At 60.4% G+C, this 15,296-nt stretch carries 15 protein-coding genes; 7 read left to right on the top strand and 8 right to left on the bottom strand.

What is annotated here, in order from left to right:
- Window positions 1-153: 153 nt before the first annotated feature.
- Together ATN84_RS24415 and ATN84_RS24410 are read right to left on the bottom strand one after the other, a co-directional pair.
- Window positions 154-1,593: a carotenoid oxygenase family protein gene (locus ATN84_RS24415; protein WP_068885115.1), complete on the bottom strand. Its 1,440-nt coding sequence runs from the start codon at window positions 1,591-1,593 to the stop codon at window positions 154-156.
- 51 nt (window positions 1,594-1,644) lie between these two features.
- Complete coding sequence (locus ATN84_RS24410) at window positions 1,645-2,028, bottom strand: VOC family protein (RefSeq protein WP_082766478.1); 384 nt, start codon at window positions 2,026-2,028, stop codon at window positions 1,645-1,647.
- Between the two features lie 241 nt (window positions 2,029-2,269).
- Here ATN84_RS24410 and ATN84_RS24405 point away from each other — a divergent pair, with 241 nt between their 5' ends.
- Window positions 2,270-2,920, top strand: coding sequence for a glycosyltransferase family 29 protein (locus ATN84_RS24405; RefSeq protein ID WP_153020376.1), 651 nt, complete (start codon window positions 2,270-2,272; stop codon window positions 2,918-2,920).
- Between the two features lie 47 nt (window positions 2,921-2,967).
- Here the strand turns inward: ATN84_RS24405 and ATN84_RS24400 are convergent, their stop codons facing one another.
- A complete protein-coding gene (locus ATN84_RS24400) occupies window positions 2,968-3,981 on the bottom strand; it encodes a LacI family DNA-binding transcriptional regulator (protein ID WP_068885114.1) in 1,014 nt (337 codons plus the stop codon).
- 268 nt (window positions 3,982-4,249) lie between these two features.
- Here ATN84_RS24400 and ATN84_RS24395 point away from each other — a divergent pair, with 268 nt between their 5' ends.
- The 6 genes from ATN84_RS24395 to ATN84_RS24370 all read left to right on the top strand — a co-directional run bounded on the left by ATN84_RS24395 (window position 4,250) and on the right by ATN84_RS24370 (window position 10,513).
- A complete protein-coding gene (locus tag ATN84_RS24395) occupies window positions 4,250-5,341 on the top strand; it encodes a Gfo/Idh/MocA family protein (RefSeq protein WP_068885113.1) in 1,092 nt (363 codons plus the stop codon).
- 28 nt (window positions 5,342-5,369) lie between these two features.
- On the top strand, window positions 5,370-6,284 hold the full coding sequence (locus ATN84_RS24390; RefSeq protein ID WP_068885112.1) for a sugar phosphate isomerase/epimerase family protein: 915 nt from the start codon (window positions 5,370-5,372) through the stop codon (window positions 6,282-6,284).
- 51 nt (window positions 6,285-6,335) lie between these two features.
- On the top strand, window positions 6,336-7,514 hold the full coding sequence (locus ATN84_RS24385; protein WP_068885111.1) for an aldose 1-epimerase family protein: 1,179 nt from the start codon (window positions 6,336-6,338) through the stop codon (window positions 7,512-7,514).
- A 31-nt stretch (window positions 7,515-7,545) separates the two neighbouring features.
- Window positions 7,546-8,301 carry an SDR family NAD(P)-dependent oxidoreductase gene (locus tag ATN84_RS24380; RefSeq protein WP_068885110.1) on the top strand — a complete coding sequence of 252 codons (756 nt, stop codon included), beginning with the start codon at window positions 7,546-7,548 and terminating at the stop codon, window positions 8,299-8,301.
- 83 nt (window positions 8,302-8,384) lie between these two features.
- On the top strand, window positions 8,385-9,470 hold the full coding sequence (locus ATN84_RS24375; RefSeq protein WP_068885109.1) for a lactonase family protein: 1,086 nt from the start codon (window positions 8,385-8,387) through the stop codon (window positions 9,468-9,470).
- 53 nt (window positions 9,471-9,523) lie between these two features.
- Window positions 9,524-10,513 (top strand): LacI family DNA-binding transcriptional regulator, encoded by a 990-nt coding sequence (locus ATN84_RS24370; RefSeq protein ID WP_244491204.1) that lies wholly within the window; start codon window positions 9,524-9,526, stop codon window positions 10,511-10,513.
- Between the two features lie 100 nt (window positions 10,514-10,613).
- On the opposite strand, the gene ATN84_RS24365 is transcribed toward ATN84_RS24370, so the two are convergent.
- From ATN84_RS24365 to ATN84_RS24345, 5 genes are read right to left on the bottom strand one after another with little or no spacing between them, the layout of a single operon-like run.
- A complete protein-coding gene (locus ATN84_RS24365) occupies window positions 10,614-11,726 on the bottom strand; it encodes a M24 family metallopeptidase (protein ID WP_068885108.1) in 1,113 nt (370 codons plus the stop codon).
- Between the two features lie 11 nt (window positions 11,727-11,737).
- The gene (locus tag ATN84_RS24360) at window positions 11,738-12,703 is read right to left on the bottom strand and encodes an ABC transporter permease (RefSeq protein ID WP_244491203.1); all 966 of its coding nucleotides are present in this window, start codon (window positions 12,701-12,703) and stop codon (window positions 11,738-11,740) included.
- Window positions 12,700-13,683: an ABC transporter permease gene (locus ATN84_RS24355; RefSeq protein ID WP_068885107.1), complete on the bottom strand. Its 984-nt coding sequence runs from the start codon at window positions 13,681-13,683 to the stop codon at window positions 12,700-12,702. Before ATN84_RS24355 ends, ATN84_RS24360 begins: the two co-directional genes overlap by 4 nt.
- A complete protein-coding gene (locus ATN84_RS24350; protein ID WP_068885106.1) occupies window positions 13,680-14,441 on the bottom strand; it encodes an ATP-binding cassette domain-containing protein in 762 nt (253 codons plus the stop codon). Before ATN84_RS24350 ends, ATN84_RS24355 begins: the two co-directional genes overlap by 4 nt.
- Entirely contained in the window at window positions 14,431-15,270 is an 840-nt protein-coding gene (locus ATN84_RS24345; RefSeq protein ID WP_082766476.1) for an ATP-binding cassette domain-containing protein, read from the bottom strand. Before ATN84_RS24345 ends, ATN84_RS24350 begins: the two co-directional genes overlap by 11 nt.
- Window positions 15,271-15,296 lie beyond the last annotated feature (26 nt).

Here is a 15,296-nt window from a genome sequence, read left to right as displayed (position 1 = left end):
GCTAGCAATTCATGTCCGATAAGGCAAGCTGCCAAAAGCTAACGGCGCAAACGCCTGCGCGGGTAGCCGAAGCCTGGCGCGACTATAACCACGCGTATAGTTTTCAGTCTTCCAACGTCAACCCTCCGAAGGTCTACCGTGCTGCGGGCGTCCTCACCGAGGCCGGGAGGCCGGGTCTGGAAAGTGATTGCCGTGGAAGCCGAACGGAATGTGGTGCGGCACCGCGGCCCTTGCGCGTTCGGCAAGGGTCGCGGCATCGAGGACGAGCAGGAACGACGTCTGCGCCCGCGCATCCAGCACCACCGACAGCAGAATGCCGTCGTCCTCGGCATTGCCTCCCGGGCCGGCGACGAATACGGGTTCGCCGGCGTAGCAATGGTCCTGATGCCATCGCCGCACGAGGGGCGTCGCGCCGGCGAGCTCGACCTTCACTATCATATCGAGAAATGTCGCCGCATCGCTTTGGCCGACACCCCAGACGTGGCTATGCCGCCTGCCGGCGTGACGCGGGTAATCAATGCGTGGCAGCTCGAAAGGCGTGTCGCATAGAATTTCTCCCTCCACCGCTTGCAATCCGCTATCGGCCCCGCCCAGCGGAATCGAGAAGCGGGTCAGCGTCGAGACCGCGGAGGACGGCCCGCCGGCACGCAGCCGATCGAGGCGAAGGCGGTCGATCACTCCGGCGTCTGGATAGGCGAGGAAGTCGACATGTACCGCATCTTTTTCTTCGAAGGCATTGACGTGGTGGAAGGCAAAGCAGGGCGCCGCCGCGGCTCGCGCTACCACCGTACCGCTTGTCTTGTCGACTACGGTAAAAATCGTGCCACGCTCCGGCTGCCAGCGGTAATTGGTGATGAACGGTCTGCCCGAGAGCGCCAGCCGGAGCGGGTTCACGAGCAACGGGAATTCGGTGAGGATCAAGTAGCGTTCCGACATGCCGAACGAGTGCATATAGCTCGGTTGATCGGCTGGCAGTTCGGCAAGCACGCGCTGCTGCCCGTTCTCATCGACGAACAGGCGGTAGATGCTCTTGCGCCCCATCTCGATTACATAAGAGTAACTGCGCGTTCCATCGCTGTGTGGGTGAGCGGTGGAGAGCTGCCCCCTCACCGCTTCGCCAAGCGTGAGGTGTCCCTGCGTTTCGAGCGTTTGCGGATCGAAGCGGATCGGCATCGGCGTCTCGGTGAGCGCGACGATCCGCTCGCCGAGCACCCCGATATTGACATTGGCGTTGTCGGTGAGCTTTGGGGCGAAAAGCGCTGCCACCCGGCCGAAGATCGTCCGACACGGATCGGTCATGAATTCACCCCGCGCGATGCGGCCCTTCTCCTCGGCTTCGCACCAACTCCGTGATCGGATGAACCGATTGGAATAGTTTACCGATCCCGAGTCGAACGCGAAGGCGTGCAACATGGCGAGGCCATCGAACCAGTGGATATAGGCCTGTTTGCCCACCTCGAACCGAGCGGGACCGGTGCGGATCAGGCTACCGCTCAGCCAGTCGGGCAGGGCGCCTGTCACCGTCAGGGACACGTTCTCGATCTCGTGGTCCAGGGTCGTGAAGCCGAGCGCATAGGAGTTGGAATGCGTCATATACGATTCCTCCCGGTGCAAGTTATGCCGATATCGGCATAACGGGGTGTTTCATGCACTGTTCAGATGCAGGATATTGCCGTCAGGATCCTTGAACCAGACCATCTTGAACCCGTCGGCGTCGTGGACGCCATCCTTATAAGTCACACCATTCATCTCATAGTGCTCGAATTTCACGCCCTTGGCGCGCAGATCGGCAGCGATGGCGTCTATATCGGCACCGCAGTCCCACACTACGGCGTTGGCCTTGTTGGTGCCGGCAAATTCGGAAGGGTAGACGACAAGATGGGTCGCGCCGGTCTTATAGACCAGCACGCCCTCCATGCCTTTTTCGTTGAGTTCGAGGCCGAGCGTATCGCTGTAAAAGCGCCGTGCCCGCTCGATGTCGCTCACCGCGATGATGGCCGAGGAAGCCTTTTTTTTAAGCACACTCATCGGAATCTCTCCTGTTGCTGATGTCCATAGGACGCACGAGGCGCTTCGGTTCCGACATCCCACATCAAAAAGATACGGATAAGCTATCGGGCGCCTGCTCAAGCTCTTCACACGCAATGAAATGCCGGGAGCGCAAGGGCGTGTCGCCAGCTTCACAGATGTATGCTAATTCCGCGGTACGTGCTGTTCTGGCAGCCCGGCGTCTCCGCCTTGAAATGCGTCATTATGGGAGCAACGGTCTTTGAAGGCAGGTCGCATCATCATGATCGTGGGAAATGGCGGGATACCGGCCAGGGGTGGCGCCCTGATCGATGCGGCCGATGTGGTGATCCGCTTCAACGATTGCCGCTCCATCGGCGCCGGCGGAACGAAAACGGATGTGGTCGCCGTCTGCAATACCGGCCGTCCGGCGCGGGCGATGCTCGATGGCGACGGCTGGAAGACGAGCGACGGCGTGCGGCAGGCACGGGAGATCTGGAGCGTGCGCGCTGGTGAAAAATTCGCCGGAATGCGGGCTGAACTGGCCAGATCCCATCCCGACCTTGACGATTTCTGCGACGATTACACCGCAAGTTTCGAGAATTTCACCGAGAAAACGGGCCGTTTGCACCGGGTTATCCCCGCCACCGTGCATGAGCAACTGGACCGCGATCTCGAGCGGTTTGCGCCTGAGCCCTACGTCGTGCCGTCGAGCGGCATGATCGTCATTGCCCAAATCCTCGCCGGCTTTGCGGCGCGCGATGACGACGTTGTGCTGACCGGTTTCGATCATGTGGGCTGGGAATGGCATCCCTTCGCCGCCGAGCGGCGGTTGGTCGATTCTCTTGTAGCCGAGGGCCGTCTCCGCCGGCTTTCCTCTTCTCTTTCCGCGGATATGCTCGAAGAGATCTGAATTCCCGAGCGAAGACGGATGGTCGACGCTGACAGTTCGAGCTCCGCCTATATCTCCGGAATGTTCTCGCGGAAGATCACCTGCAGGCGCGGGGGATGATAGTCGATCGGTTCGCCGCGGATGGCGTGCGTCAATGTTGATAGCGCCTCCCGCGCTTCTATCCTTGGGTTCTGGTCGATGACCGCATCCATGGTGCGGTCGAGCAGCAGCGCCTTGCTGCCGTCGGTCAGCTCGTGTCCGACAAAGATAACGGACTGGTTCTTGCCGATTTCGAGGAGCGCCCGCCCGATTCCCTGATTGCCGGCTCCGATATTGTAGATGCCGGCCAGGTCGGGGTGTCTTTCCATCAATTTGCGCGTTCCCGTATAGGCTTGATCGCGGTCATCATGGATTTCCCGCAACTCGACGATCTCCAGCTGGGGAAATTCCTCCACGAGAACGTGCCGGAAGCCCATCTCACGTTCCTCGTGGCCCCGATAGGAGAGCGATCCGGCGAAGAGAGCTACTTTGCGTTTTTCGCTGTCTCCGATCAGCCTCCCCAGGAGATACCCACCGAGGCGCCCGGCGGCACGGTTGTCGATGCCGATATAGGAGATTCTCGGCACATGCAGGATATCGGACACGAGGGTCACTACGGGCACGCCAGAGCCGGCGAGGGCGCGCATCGCTTCGCGCACGGTCGGATGGTCGAGCGCAACCACCCCAACCCCTTGTGTATTGCCCTGCAGGTCATTGAGTGTGTTCGCCAGCCGGTCCGGGTTGAAGCCATCGATGGAATGAACGCGCACGTCGAGCTGTTTTTGTGCCGCGGCCTGCCGTTCGATCTGTGAGCGCAGGCTGGCGATGAAGGCATTCGTGCCGGCTGGAAGCACAAAATCCAGTTTGATAGGGGTTGTCGGGGAACCGGTCGCCGTGCTGCCGAGATAGCCAAGTCGCCGGGCGGCATCGAGAACGATTTCGCGCGTCCGTTCCTTCACGCCGCTGCGATTGTTGAGGACCCTGTCTACCGTGGCGCTCGATACTCCCGCCTCGCGGGCGATGTCTGTCAGTGTGAAACGCAAGTCTATTCTCCAAATGATGTAAAATGATGGATTTCGTGGAGCAGGAAATCAAGCGGCTTCTATAGGGAACGGCTCTTTCAACAATGAAAATACACGTTTTTCAAAAAGCTTGCGGCACTGCTGCTCGCCGACTCGCGCTATAAAATTCGCTTGGTGATGGAAAATGATTTATTTTGATGTTGACTCACATCATTTTGGAGATCAGTATCCGCAGCGCTGAAGGGGGAGGTTCTTCGGGCCACCATAAGCATGCCAGGGAGGAGACATCATGTCAGGCGCGAGGGGCTTCACGCCCGACCCGCCCGTTCGGGTGAAGGATTATAAAATCGGTTGCATCGGCGCGGGAATGATCATGGCGGAATGCCATCTCGCGGCGTACGCACAGGCGAGCTTCCCGGTCGTGGCGATTGCTTCGCGGACTTTCACCAAGGCGAAAGCGGTTGCTGAACGCTGGCACATCCCGGTGGTGTATGAGACACCCGATGAGCTTATCGCTGATCCGGATGTCGAGATTCTCGACATCGCCTTTCCGCCCGACCAGCAACCGGACCTGATCCGCAAGGCCTTGCGGCAGCCGCATATCAAAGGGATTCTTGCACAAAAGCCGCTGGCCCTGAGCCTGGAGGAGGCGATCGCGCTGCGCGACGAGGCGGCGAAATCAGGCAAAATCCTCTCCGTCAACCAGAACATGCGCTACGATCAATCGATGCGGGTTCTCAAGCAGATCCTGGACCGTGGCGAACTGGGCCAGCCCGTCATGGCGACCATTGAAATGCGGGCTATTCCGCACTGGCAGACCTTCCTTGAGGATTATGACCGGCTGACGCTGGCCAATATGAGCGTTCATCATCTCGATGTTCTTCGGTTTCTCTTCGGTGAGCCTGAGACGATCACCACGCTGGCGCGCAGCGACCCGCGCACGCGCTTTGCGCATGGCGACGGGATCACCGTCTCGACCCTGACGTTTGGCTCAGGGCTACTGGCGGTTTCGATGGAGGATGTCTGGGCTGGCCCACGGGAAGAGGGCTTCGAGCACGACAATTATATCAAATGGCGGGTCGAGGGGACGGATGGTGTCGCCCAGGGGACGATCGGCTGGCCCGATGGCTCGGCCTCGACGCTCTCCTATGCCTCGAAAAGCGCGACCGATGGCAAGTGGGTGACGCCCGCCTGGGAGACCATGTGGTTTCCGCACGCCTTCACCGGCGTGATGGAGCAACTCCAATATGCCGTGAAGAGCGGCGAGCCACCGGCGCTTTCGGTGGCCGACAACGTCAGGACTGTTGCCCTGGTGGAGGCGGGCTACCGCTCGATCGCGAAGAAGCGGACCGTCAGGCTCAACGAGATATCAATCAACTAGGCCAATCAATTATGGGAGGAACAAGATCATGATGCAGGTGGGCATTTTCAGCGGCTATTTTCCCTATGGGCTGGAGGAGACGGCACGCAAGATCCGGGCGCTCGACTTCAATACCGTGCAGCTCGACATGCATTTTCGGGATATCGATCTCTCGGCGGGGCAGATCACGAAGGAGAAGTGCGTGCGGATCCGCGAGACCTTCCGCGACCATAACCTGCCGATCTCCTGTATTTCCGGCTATACGAACATCATCCACCCGGACAAGGCGGAACGTGATCGCCGGGTCGGATATCTCAAGGAGATCATCCGCCATGCACAATATCTCGGCACGCCATACGTGATTTCCGAGACCGGGACTTACAATACCGAATCCGACTGGGTGCATCATCCGAAGAACAAGACTGGGGAGGGGTTCGAGGAGTGCCGCAAGGTCATCGCCGATCTCGCCCAGCACGCCTATGATCACGGCGCGGTTTTCCTGCTGGAGACCTATGTCAACAATGTCGTTGGTTCGGTCGAGGAGACGGTGAAGATGTTTGCCCAGGTCGACCATCCGGGGCTCGGCCTGCTGATGGATCCAACCAACTATTTCGAGGCGCATAATATCGACCGGATGGATGAGATCCTCGATCAGGTGTTCGATACGCTGTCGGACAAGATCAAGATCGCCCATGCCAAGGACGTCAAACGGTCGGGTTCCGACAAGACGGAAAAGCATGCGGATATCGGCGACGAGGATGCGTTGGAAAGCCATACCTTCCGTGGCGTCGGCGAGATCGAACTGCCCGCGCCTGGCCTCGGCTCGTTGAATTATGATCTCTACCTCAAGCGTCTGGCAAAGAAGCATCCCAACATCCCCATGATCATCGAGCACCTGGATGAAGCCGATGTGCCACGGGCCAAGAAATTCCTTGATGGCAAGCTGCGCGCGCTCGGACTTTGATCAAAAAAGGCGGCCGGTTCACGGCCGCATCCTTAATTTCAGGAAACAGGCATGGTTGAACTCTACGGTGAAGCGAAAACGCGCCGGGATATGGCGGCAAGCGCCGGCGGTTTCTCGCAATTCTTCGGTGTGCGGCTGATGACGCTCGGCGACGGGGTCGAACGCGGCATCCGCATGCTGGAGTTCCGCTCCGGAACGGGCCTTCGCTTCACCGTCCTCGTCGACCGGGCCCTCGACATAGCCGATTGCGACTATCGGGGCATGGCGATCGGCTGGCATTCCCCGGCCGGCTTCAAGCACCCCGGTCTGCACGAATATGAGGGGGAGGGCGGTCTCGGCTGGATGCGCTCCTTCTCCGGCCTGATGGTCACCTGCGGCCTCGACCATATCCTCTTCATGTATGAGGAGGCGGCTGATCACTATAATTACAGTCCCAGGAAATCGATCAGCCATTCGATCCACGGCCGGGTCGGCACCATTCCGGCCAGGCTCGTCGGTTATGGCGAACGCTGGGAAGGCGATGATTGCTATCTCTGGTGCGAGGGCATTGTCACACAGGGCACTGTCTTCGGAGAGCATCTGGAGCTCTCGCGTCGCATCGAGATCAAGGCCGGCACGAATGAAATCCGCCTGCAGGACAGGGTGGTGAACCGCGGCTTTTATCGCACACCGCACATGTACTGCTATCATATCAATGTCGGATATCCGGTGCTTGCCGAAGGCTCACGCTATCTCGCGCCGATTAGCGATGTCGTCTGGGCAGCCCATGCGGGCGAAAATTACAGAAAGCAGAATACCGGCTATCGCACCATGCCGGCGCCGCGGATGCGGTTCCACGAGCAGGTCTGGCAGCACGAAATGCGTGCGGATAGGGATGGCGAGGTCCCCGTAGCGCTGGTCAATGGCAGGCTCGGCATCGGTTTCGAAGTGGTGACCCGCAGGGATCAGTTCCCCTGCATGTATGAATGGCAGAACTTTCAGGCCGGGCAATATGCGCTCGGCATCGAGCCCTCCACCAACCATGTGCAGGGGCATGGCGCGGCGCGCGAGCGCGGCGAGCTGATATGGCTCGAGCATGGCGAGGAGCGGCGCTACGACACGGTGATGCGTGTCCTTCCCGATGCCGCCGCCATCGCCGCAAGCGAGCGCCGGATCAGCGCCATTGCCGCTCAGCCCAATGAGGATTATCCGCAGCCGTCGGGCCACCATCTGCCGCTTCGCGGGCGCTGAGGAATAACATCAAAACAAAAGGGAATCGCCGATGATATCGGTTACCGACAAGACCATCCTTTATACCGGAGCAGCCGGGGGGCTCGGCATGGAGACGACGCTAAATCTGCTTCGGGCCGGTGCTAAGGTGGTGGCGGCGGACAACAATCCCGCGAAGGTCGCCGACCTGTCCGGGAAGGCCGAACAGGAGGGACTTCGGAAACTGATGATCCGGACGATCGATCTCTCGGATCTGGCCACATTGCGGCGGGAACTCGAAGCAGTTTCTGCCGAAGTGGGTGGCTTCGACATCGTCATCAACAATGCAGCCATCTATCCCTCCAAGCCTTTTGAAGATTATTCGCTTGAAGAAATGCAGGCGGTGCAGCGCGTTAATGTCGATGCCGGCATTGTCTGCGTGCAGGTCGCCCTGCCTCATATGCGGAAGAAGGGCTGGGGTCGCATCATCAATATCGCCAGCGTGACGTTTTATGGCGGTTGGACCAATCTTTCGCCCTATGTTCAATCCAAGGGAGCGCTGGTCGGCCTCACGCGTGCGTGGGCGCGCGAATTCGGCGCGTATGGCATAACCGTCAACGCCATCGCGCCGGGGGCCTTTCCGACCGATGCCGAAAAGATCCATCCCGATCCGGAAGGCTATACCCGCTTCGTGCTCGATCACCAGGCCGTCAAGAGGCGCGGCATGCCGAGCGACATTTCGAATGCGCTGATGTTCCTTGCGTCGGACGCGGCAGGTTTCATCACGGGGCAGACACTCAATGTCGACGGAGGCTGGGTGATGCACTAACAATGCTGCCCGTGCATCTTTCCTTGACTATCGGCCGCGATGAAAGCACCTCATTTGGATCAAACTACTGAGGGAGGAATCGGGTGAGCGGGAATTTGTTTCTGGCAGTCGGATCGCTGAACCGGGAAGCGCCTTATTTCCAGGGCGCGCGCGGTGAAGGTCTGACCATCTATTCCCTCAATGAGGAGAGCCTTGAAGTCGAGCGGATCGCCTCGACGGGCTCGATCGACAATCCGACCTTCTTTAGCGTCGACGCAGACACAGCCACCATCTATGCCAATTCCGAGGTATTCGGCTGGCATGAAGGAATGGTCAGCGCCTACCGCTTTGAGGATGGCGAGGTCGTCTATCTCAACAAGCAGCCGACACTCGGCAGCATCTCCGCTCATAACACAATTTCGAGCGACGGTCGTTTTCTGCTGGTCGCCAACTATGCCATGGGATCGGGCGGTCCCGATCAGTCGCTGACGGTGCTGCCGATCCTAGCGGACGGTCGGCTTGGCGCCCCATGCGGAAGTGCAGCGCATCCCGGAGCGGCTCTCCATGTGCCGGACAGGCAGGAGCGCAGCCATGCCCATTGCGTGGTCGAAACGCCGCGGGGCGATGCCTTGCTCGTCGCGGATCTGGGGCTCGACGAAATCATTCTCTACAGGCTCACGGCGGAGGGCGTGCCGGAAAGAATCTCATCGGTGAAACTCCCCGATGGTGCAGGGCCGCGCCACATCGCCCAGCATGCGAACGGCCGGTTCGTCTATGTTTCGAACGAACTGGATTCCACGGTTTCGCTGATCGAGCGCAATGGCGATGTTCTGTCCCTCGTCCAGACGTTGCCTGCGGCACCGCACGATATCGAGACCCACGGTGCCGATATCCATCTTTCTCCCGATGGGCGTTTTCTCTATTCCTCAAATCGTGGGCATGACAGCATCACCTGTTTCGCGGTCGATCAGGAAACGGGACATCTGGAGCCGCGTGGTCACACCCCGTCGGGGGGCAAGACACCGCGCAATTTCACCCTGACGCCCGACGGACGCCTGGTGCTGGTGGCCAATCAGAACGAGGATTGCATCGTCATTTTCAACCGGGATCAGGAGACCGGCGCCTTGGCGGACACGGGCCGGCGCATCGAAATCGGTAATCCCGTCTGTGTGAGGCCGTTCCGACAGTGACCGATATGCCTTCCCCTCCTCGAAAGGCACGCCGGAAGGGATCCGGCGTAACCATGGCGGAAGTCGCCGCCGCCGCTGGCGTGTCGATGCAGACCGTGTCGCGCGCCTTGCGCTTTCCGGAAACCGTCACCGCCGAGACGCGCAAGCTCATCGAGGAAGCGATCGAGAAGACGCATTACGTGCATAATCTGGCGGCAAGCCATCTGGCATCGGCAAAAAGCAATACAGTGGCGGCTGTCATACCTACGCTCTCCGCCTCGGTATTCGCGGAGACGATCCAACATTTCTCCGATGTGCTGAACGCCGAGGGCTATCAGATCTTTCTCGGCAATACGGACTACCAGTCCAACCGCGAGGAGGCGGTGATCCGAAGCCTGCTCGGACGACGCCCTGACGGTATGTTCATCATCGGCACACATCATACCCGAAACAGCGTTAATCTCCTGCGTCGCGCCGGCATCCCGGTCGTCGAGGGCTGGGATCTGACGGCAAGGCCGATCGATGGACTGGTCGGATTCTCCAATAATGAGGCGATTGCGGAATTGGTCCGGCATCTTGTCCGATCGGGCCGCCGGCGAATCGTTTTCGCAGGCCTGCTGCGGCGGGGCGACAGCCGTGCGGCGGAGCGCCGGGACGGTTTTGTCGCGGCGATGAAGGCGCTTTTCCCAGGCGAAAAGCCGCGGCTGTGCATCGCGCACGATCTGCCGTTGGCGATGGAATCCGGTATCGAAATGCTTTCACGCGTCGGCGCCGAGCATCCGGATGCCGATGCCATCATGTTTTCGAGCGACATCATCGCTTCCGGCGCGCTGCTCGAAGCCGTGCGGCGCGAATTGCCTGTACCGGAAAAGCTCGCGATCACTGGCTTTGGCGATTTCGAGCTTGCACGTCATCTCAACCCGCCGCTGACGACGGTCGCCGTGCCATCGGCAAGGATTGGCCGCGAGGCGGGCAGGCTTTTGCTGGAAACCATGAAAGGGCAGGCGCCTTTTCAAAAGCGCATCGATGTCGGCTTCGAGCTGATGATCAGACAGAGCGGTTAGAGCATGATCCCGAAAAGTTACAGACTTTTCGGATAAGATCATGCGGTTAAAGCAAAAGATTTAGGGCAGGATGCCCGGCTCAATCCAATTGCATCCGGCTCTAAATCTCCGGCTGATGCGCGAAATCCGTCAGAATTTCGCAGCCATTATCCGTCACGTGCAGCATGAATTCGAGCCGCACGCCGCCGATTTCCGGATCGAAAGCCGTCGGTTCCACCATGACGACCATGTCTTTTTTCAGCGGTTCCTGTTCATAGGCGACGATCCGCGGCCATTCATGGACACTGGTGCCGATGGAATGGCCGGAATGGTGGGCGTAGGAATAGCCGTGGCGGCCAACGTGATCCTGCAGGCTGCGGTCGAGTTCGCCGATGACGATGCCCGGCCGCACCGTCTCGGCCGCCAGCGCCAGCGCGGATTTGGCTACCGAATAGAGTTTGAGGAAGCCGGGCGAGGGAGCGCCGATCATGGCCGAGGCGCAACTGTCGCCCCAATAGCCTTTCAAACGGGGAGCAAGGTCGCAGATCAGCGGATCACCGGCGGCGACCCGGCGGTTGCCCGGCCAGCCCATGAAGGCGGATGTGCGTTCCCTACCCGAAATCAGATCACCTGTTACCGGCAGGCGCTCGCCGGCTCGGCTCTCCATTGCCAGTCTGATATCAGCGAAGATTTCCAGTTCGCTGCGGCCGGCGCGCGCGGCCTCGAGAAAGGCACGTTGCCCTACCGACGCCGTCAACGCCGCTTCACGCAACAGTTCGATCTCGGCTCCGGTCTTGATCGCCCGTTCACGCTTGAAGGCAGGCTCGATGGAGACACGTGAAAAGCGCTCGATGAGCGGCAGAAGTGACAGGGGAAAGCTCTGTTCCTCGATGGCGATCACGCCGCCGAGACCCAATTCCCTGGCGAGTTGGGCCGCAGCCTTCCAGTAATTGGTAAAGATGTCGGTCGGTTGCTTGTAGGAAAATCCTTCATAGGTGACGATCCGGTCAGCCCAGCTTGGCGGGCCCGCCTCCAGATTGGTTACGACGAGGCCACATTGGCCGCCGGTACCGATGATCGCGAGGCACGGTCCTCCGGCAAAGGGCGAAGGCCCAGCTTCAATCGAGGTGACATGACCGGTCGCATAGGCGACGCCGTCCGGACTGGTGATGAGCCCCCAGTCGGCGCCGGACGCTTTTAACGCTTCTATGGTTTTGGCAAGGCGTTCATCCATCGCTGGCTTCCTCAGATCAGGTTGCGAATGTGCTGGTCGCGCCCGTAGGCTGCCACGAGAAGCAGAATGAGAACGCCCAGCGCCGATTGCACCATGGCTTCGGAAAGCCCTATGCCGATGAGTACGGTTCTGAGCTCTACCAGTACGATGGCGCCGGCGATCGTGCCGATAAAACCGCCGCGCCCGCCGATGAGCGCTGTTCCGCCGATGACGACGGCCGCAACGGTCTGGAAGAGATAAGGCGTACCGACGCCGGCACTGGACGAGCCGGTGAACCCCAGAAGGAAAATGCCGGCAAGGGCCGCAAAGATGGAACTCAGCGAAAATGTCATGGCCCACATGACGACGGGCCGGATAAGGGCGAGTTCCGCCGCCTTCGGATTGGAGCCGAGGGCATAGAGCTTGCGGCCGTAAATGGTTCTGCGCAGGACGAAGATCGTCGCGATCGTCAGGGCGAGGGTGAACGGTATAAGCCAGGGAAAAGGCAGCGGACCGACAGAGCCGCCGAGAGAAACGAATTCGTTGATGAAGGGAGGAGCGGACCCCGTCGGCAGACCGCGCGTCCAGATCTGCACGAGCGCCTGGACCACGGTTCCCACGCCCAGCGTCACGATGAGCGGATGGATCGACAGCGCTGCCGAGATCGCGCCGGAGAAGGCACCGATCATCGCCGCCCCCGCGAGAACGATCGCGAGGGCGACCCAGGCTGGCATGCCCCCGCCGTAAAGGCTGGCGAAGACGACATTGGCAAAGCCGATGACAAAGGGAATGGAAAGATCGATGCCGCCCAGGATCATGACCAGGGTCTGCCCGAGCGCGGCAATCGCCAGGAGCGAGGCGAGGATCAGCATGGCCCGGATCGAGAAGAGGCTTGCAAAGCCGGGGATCAGCATGGCCCCGACGGCGAAAACCAGGAGTACCCCTGCATAGGCGACCAGTGCCCGATTGCCTGTCAGGTGCTTCAGGATCATGTTCATCGCGGCGCTGCCCGGGCTTTGAAGTGGCGTTTCAGTTTTTCCGAATTCAGGCAGACCGCAAGAACGAGAACCGCACCATAAGCCATCTGCAGCACGAATGTTGAAACGTTGAAGGCCGTCAGCATGCTTTGAAGCAGGAAGATATCGGCGGCGCCGAGGAATGCCGCAGTCATGCCGCCAACCCCGCCGGCAAGACTCACCCCGCCAAGGGCAACGGCGGCGATCGCGATGAGCGTGTAGCCTGGCCCGATGTTTGGGTCGCCGGAGCCGATCAGCGCCGTCAGTGAAAGTGCGGCAAGACCGGCGAAGAATCCGGCAAGCAGGTAGGCGGCAAATCGCACGCCCGGCACATTGACGCCTGCCGTAAAAGCCGCGCGATCGTCACTGCCGGTCGCCATCAGCAGGTCGTAATAGGGGAGCCGCTTCACGAAAAGCCAGACGAGCGCGGCAAGGCCGATCGGCAGTATGGACCAGGGGCCGGCGAGTGCCGTCAGCCAAGCCGGAGCGGAGCCTGACGGGGAGGGGAGTATTGCCAGCGCCAGTCCGGCATAGATCAAATAGGTTGCAAGGGTGGCGACGATCGGCTGAATGCGCAGGATCGCCGCCAGAAAGCCGTTCAGTACGCCGGAAGCGAGCCCGATCAGCAGGGCCGCTGGCACGATCACCAGCGGAGATGTTACGTCCGCCGTCATGATCAATCCCTTGACGATGATCACGTTGATTAGCCCCAACAGGGGGCCGACCGAGACGTCGATGGAGCCCCGGCCAGCCAGAAAGGGAATGGTGATGGCGAGAGAGGCGAGGAGGAGGGGAGCGGCCAGTCCGAGTACGGAGCCCCAGTTATGAGGCATGAAGCGTGCAGGATTGAGCCAGATATTGGCTGCCAACAGGACAATGAAAAGCAGGGCCGCAAGCCGCGTATCCTGCCTTTCGGCAAAAAAACGGGCGAGCCTGCCAGGGCTTTCCGATCGCGCGGTCATAGGGCCACCTCGTTTTGGCCGAACATGGCGGCGATGACACGGCTCATGGTCATGGCTTCCTTTTCGATCACTTCTGTGCGCTCGAAATCGCGAAAGATCGATACCGTATCGCAGATCTGCAGGATCTCCTCGATCTCACTCGACAGGATGACGAGCGCGATGCCCTTGTCGCGGGCAAGCTGGCGAAAGGCCTCATAGAATTTCAGCCGGGTGTTGAGATCGACGCCCCGGGTCGGATCATTGAGCAGCATTACCCGCGGTTCGAGGGCAAGCAGCCGGGCAAGCAGGACCTTCTGCTGGTTGCCGCCGCTAAGCGCCGAGATGGGAGCCGTCATCGAGGGATAGCGGATCGAAAGGAAATCCGTATAGGCGGCGAGCGCTTCCTTCTGCCTTCCACGGTTGAGAATACCGGCGAGCGAGAAGCGCGGCATGGAAGGAATGCCGAAATTGTCGAGAACGGAAAGAACCGGGAAAATGCCGGTCGAGCGCCGGTCGCGCGGCAGATAAACGACGCCGTGACGCGCGGCGGCATGATGGCTGGAATAATCCGCAAAATCCTCGCCGGCCGTCCTGATGCGGACCGTGCCGCCTTGTGGCTGGTCGAAGCCCGCCAGTGCCAGCAGGAACTGCTCCTGCCCATGACCTTCGAGCCCGGCAAGGCCTTTGATCTCGCCGGCACGCAACATGCCTGAGACTGGGGTACGCCCCGCCGCCAGTGTAAGGTTTTCGTATTGCAGGATGACGGCGTCACTCGACATGGATATGCGCCTCCGGCGCCATGAGATCGAGCAGCCTCTGACTGGTAATGCCGTCACGCTCGATCGTTTCGATGATCCGGCCACTGCGCAGCACGGTGACGCGGTCGGAAAGCCGTTTGACCTCTTCCATGCGGTGCGAGATGAAGATGACGATATTGCCGGCCCCGGCATAATCCTCGACGGCTTCGAATACGAGATCGCGGTCGGCATAGTCGAGCGCCGCCGTTGCCTCGTCCAGCAGCAGGATCGAGGGCAGGCGTATGAAGGCCCGGGCGATCACCACAAGCTGCTGCGCCGCCAGTGCGAGGGTGCCGGCCGGGACATCGAGATCGATCGGGAACCGGCTGAGAAGGGCAAGAAGGCCTTCTGCGGCAGTTCGCCGCCGAGCCCTGTCGAGTGATCTTCGGAAGAAGCCGTCATAGCCGAGAAAAATATTGTCGAGGACAGCGCGATGCGGCGCGATCAACACTTCCTGGAAGACTGTCGAAACACCGAGATCCTGCATGTCGCGCGGCGAGGAAGCGGAAATGGTCCGCCCGTCGAGCACCATCCGTCCCTCCGAGGGAGCGATCACGCCGGACAGGACCTTCAGCATGGTGCTCTTGCCGGATCCGTTTTCGCCGAGAATGGTGTGGATGCCGGGCCGGAAATTCAGGGTCGCGTCGGCAAGCGCGACAGTTTCGCCATAGCGCTTGCCGACATTCTCAATGACGAGCGATGTGACGGGCGATGCCTGCCTGACATTGCCGCCGCAAGCCGACTGCAGCGCCTGGTGAATGCGCGATGGCGGGTTGCTTGAATGGGTACGCTGTTTGGCCGTCTCAAGCATGATGTTCAGTGTCTTTCAATGCCGTC

This window comes from Paramesorhizobium deserti (assembly GCF_001558695.1).
Lineage (GTDB): Bacteria > Pseudomonadota > Alphaproteobacteria > Rhizobiales > Rhizobiaceae > Paramesorhizobium > Paramesorhizobium deserti.
Note: the sequence above shows the minus strand (reverse complement) of the source record. Positions and strands in the feature narration are given on the sequence as shown.

Bases quoted from the DNA above. Each gene is read 5' to 3' on its own strand.
- ATN84_RS24345 (WP_082766476.1), bottom strand. From the start codon at position 15,270: ATGCTTGAGACGGCCAAACAGCGTACCCATTCAAGCAACCCGCCATCG.
- ATN84_RS24380 (WP_068885110.1), top strand. From the start codon at position 7,546: ATGATATCGGTTACCGACAAGACCATCCTTTATACCGGAGCAGCCGGG.
- ATN84_RS24370 (WP_244491204.1), top strand. From the start codon at position 9,524: ATGGCGGAAGTCGCCGCCGCCGCTGGCGTGTCGATGCAGACCGTGTCG.
- ATN84_RS24415 (WP_068885115.1), bottom strand. From the start codon at position 1,593: ATGACGCATTCCAACTCCTATGCGCTCGGCTTCACGACCCTGGACCAC.
- ATN84_RS24395 (WP_068885113.1), top strand. From the start codon at position 4,250: ATGTCAGGCGCGAGGGGCTTCACGCCCGACCCGCCCGTTCGGGTGAAG.
- ATN84_RS24360 (WP_244491203.1), bottom strand. From the start codon at position 12,703: ATGAACATGATCCTGAAGCACCTGACAGGCAATCGGGCACTGGTCGCC.
- ATN84_RS24365 (WP_068885108.1), bottom strand. From the start codon at position 11,726: ATGGATGAACGCCTTGCCAAAACCATAGAAGCGTTAAAAGCGTCCGGC.
- ATN84_RS24410 (WP_082766478.1), bottom strand. From the start codon at position 2,028: ATGAGTGTGCTTAAAAAAAAGGCTTCCTCGGCCATCATCGCGGTGAGC.
- ATN84_RS24390 (WP_068885112.1), top strand. From the start codon at position 5,370: ATGATGCAGGTGGGCATTTTCAGCGGCTATTTTCCCTATGGGCTGGAG.
- ATN84_RS24385 (WP_068885111.1), top strand. From the start codon at position 6,336: ATGGTTGAACTCTACGGTGAAGCGAAAACGCGCCGGGATATGGCGGCA.
- ATN84_RS24350 (WP_068885106.1), bottom strand. From the start codon at position 14,441: ATGTCGAGTGACGCCGTCATCCTGCAATACGAAAACCTTACACTGGCG.
- ATN84_RS24355 (WP_068885107.1), bottom strand. From the start codon at position 13,683: ATGACCGCGCGATCGGAAAGCCCTGGCAGGCTCGCCCGTTTTTTTGCC.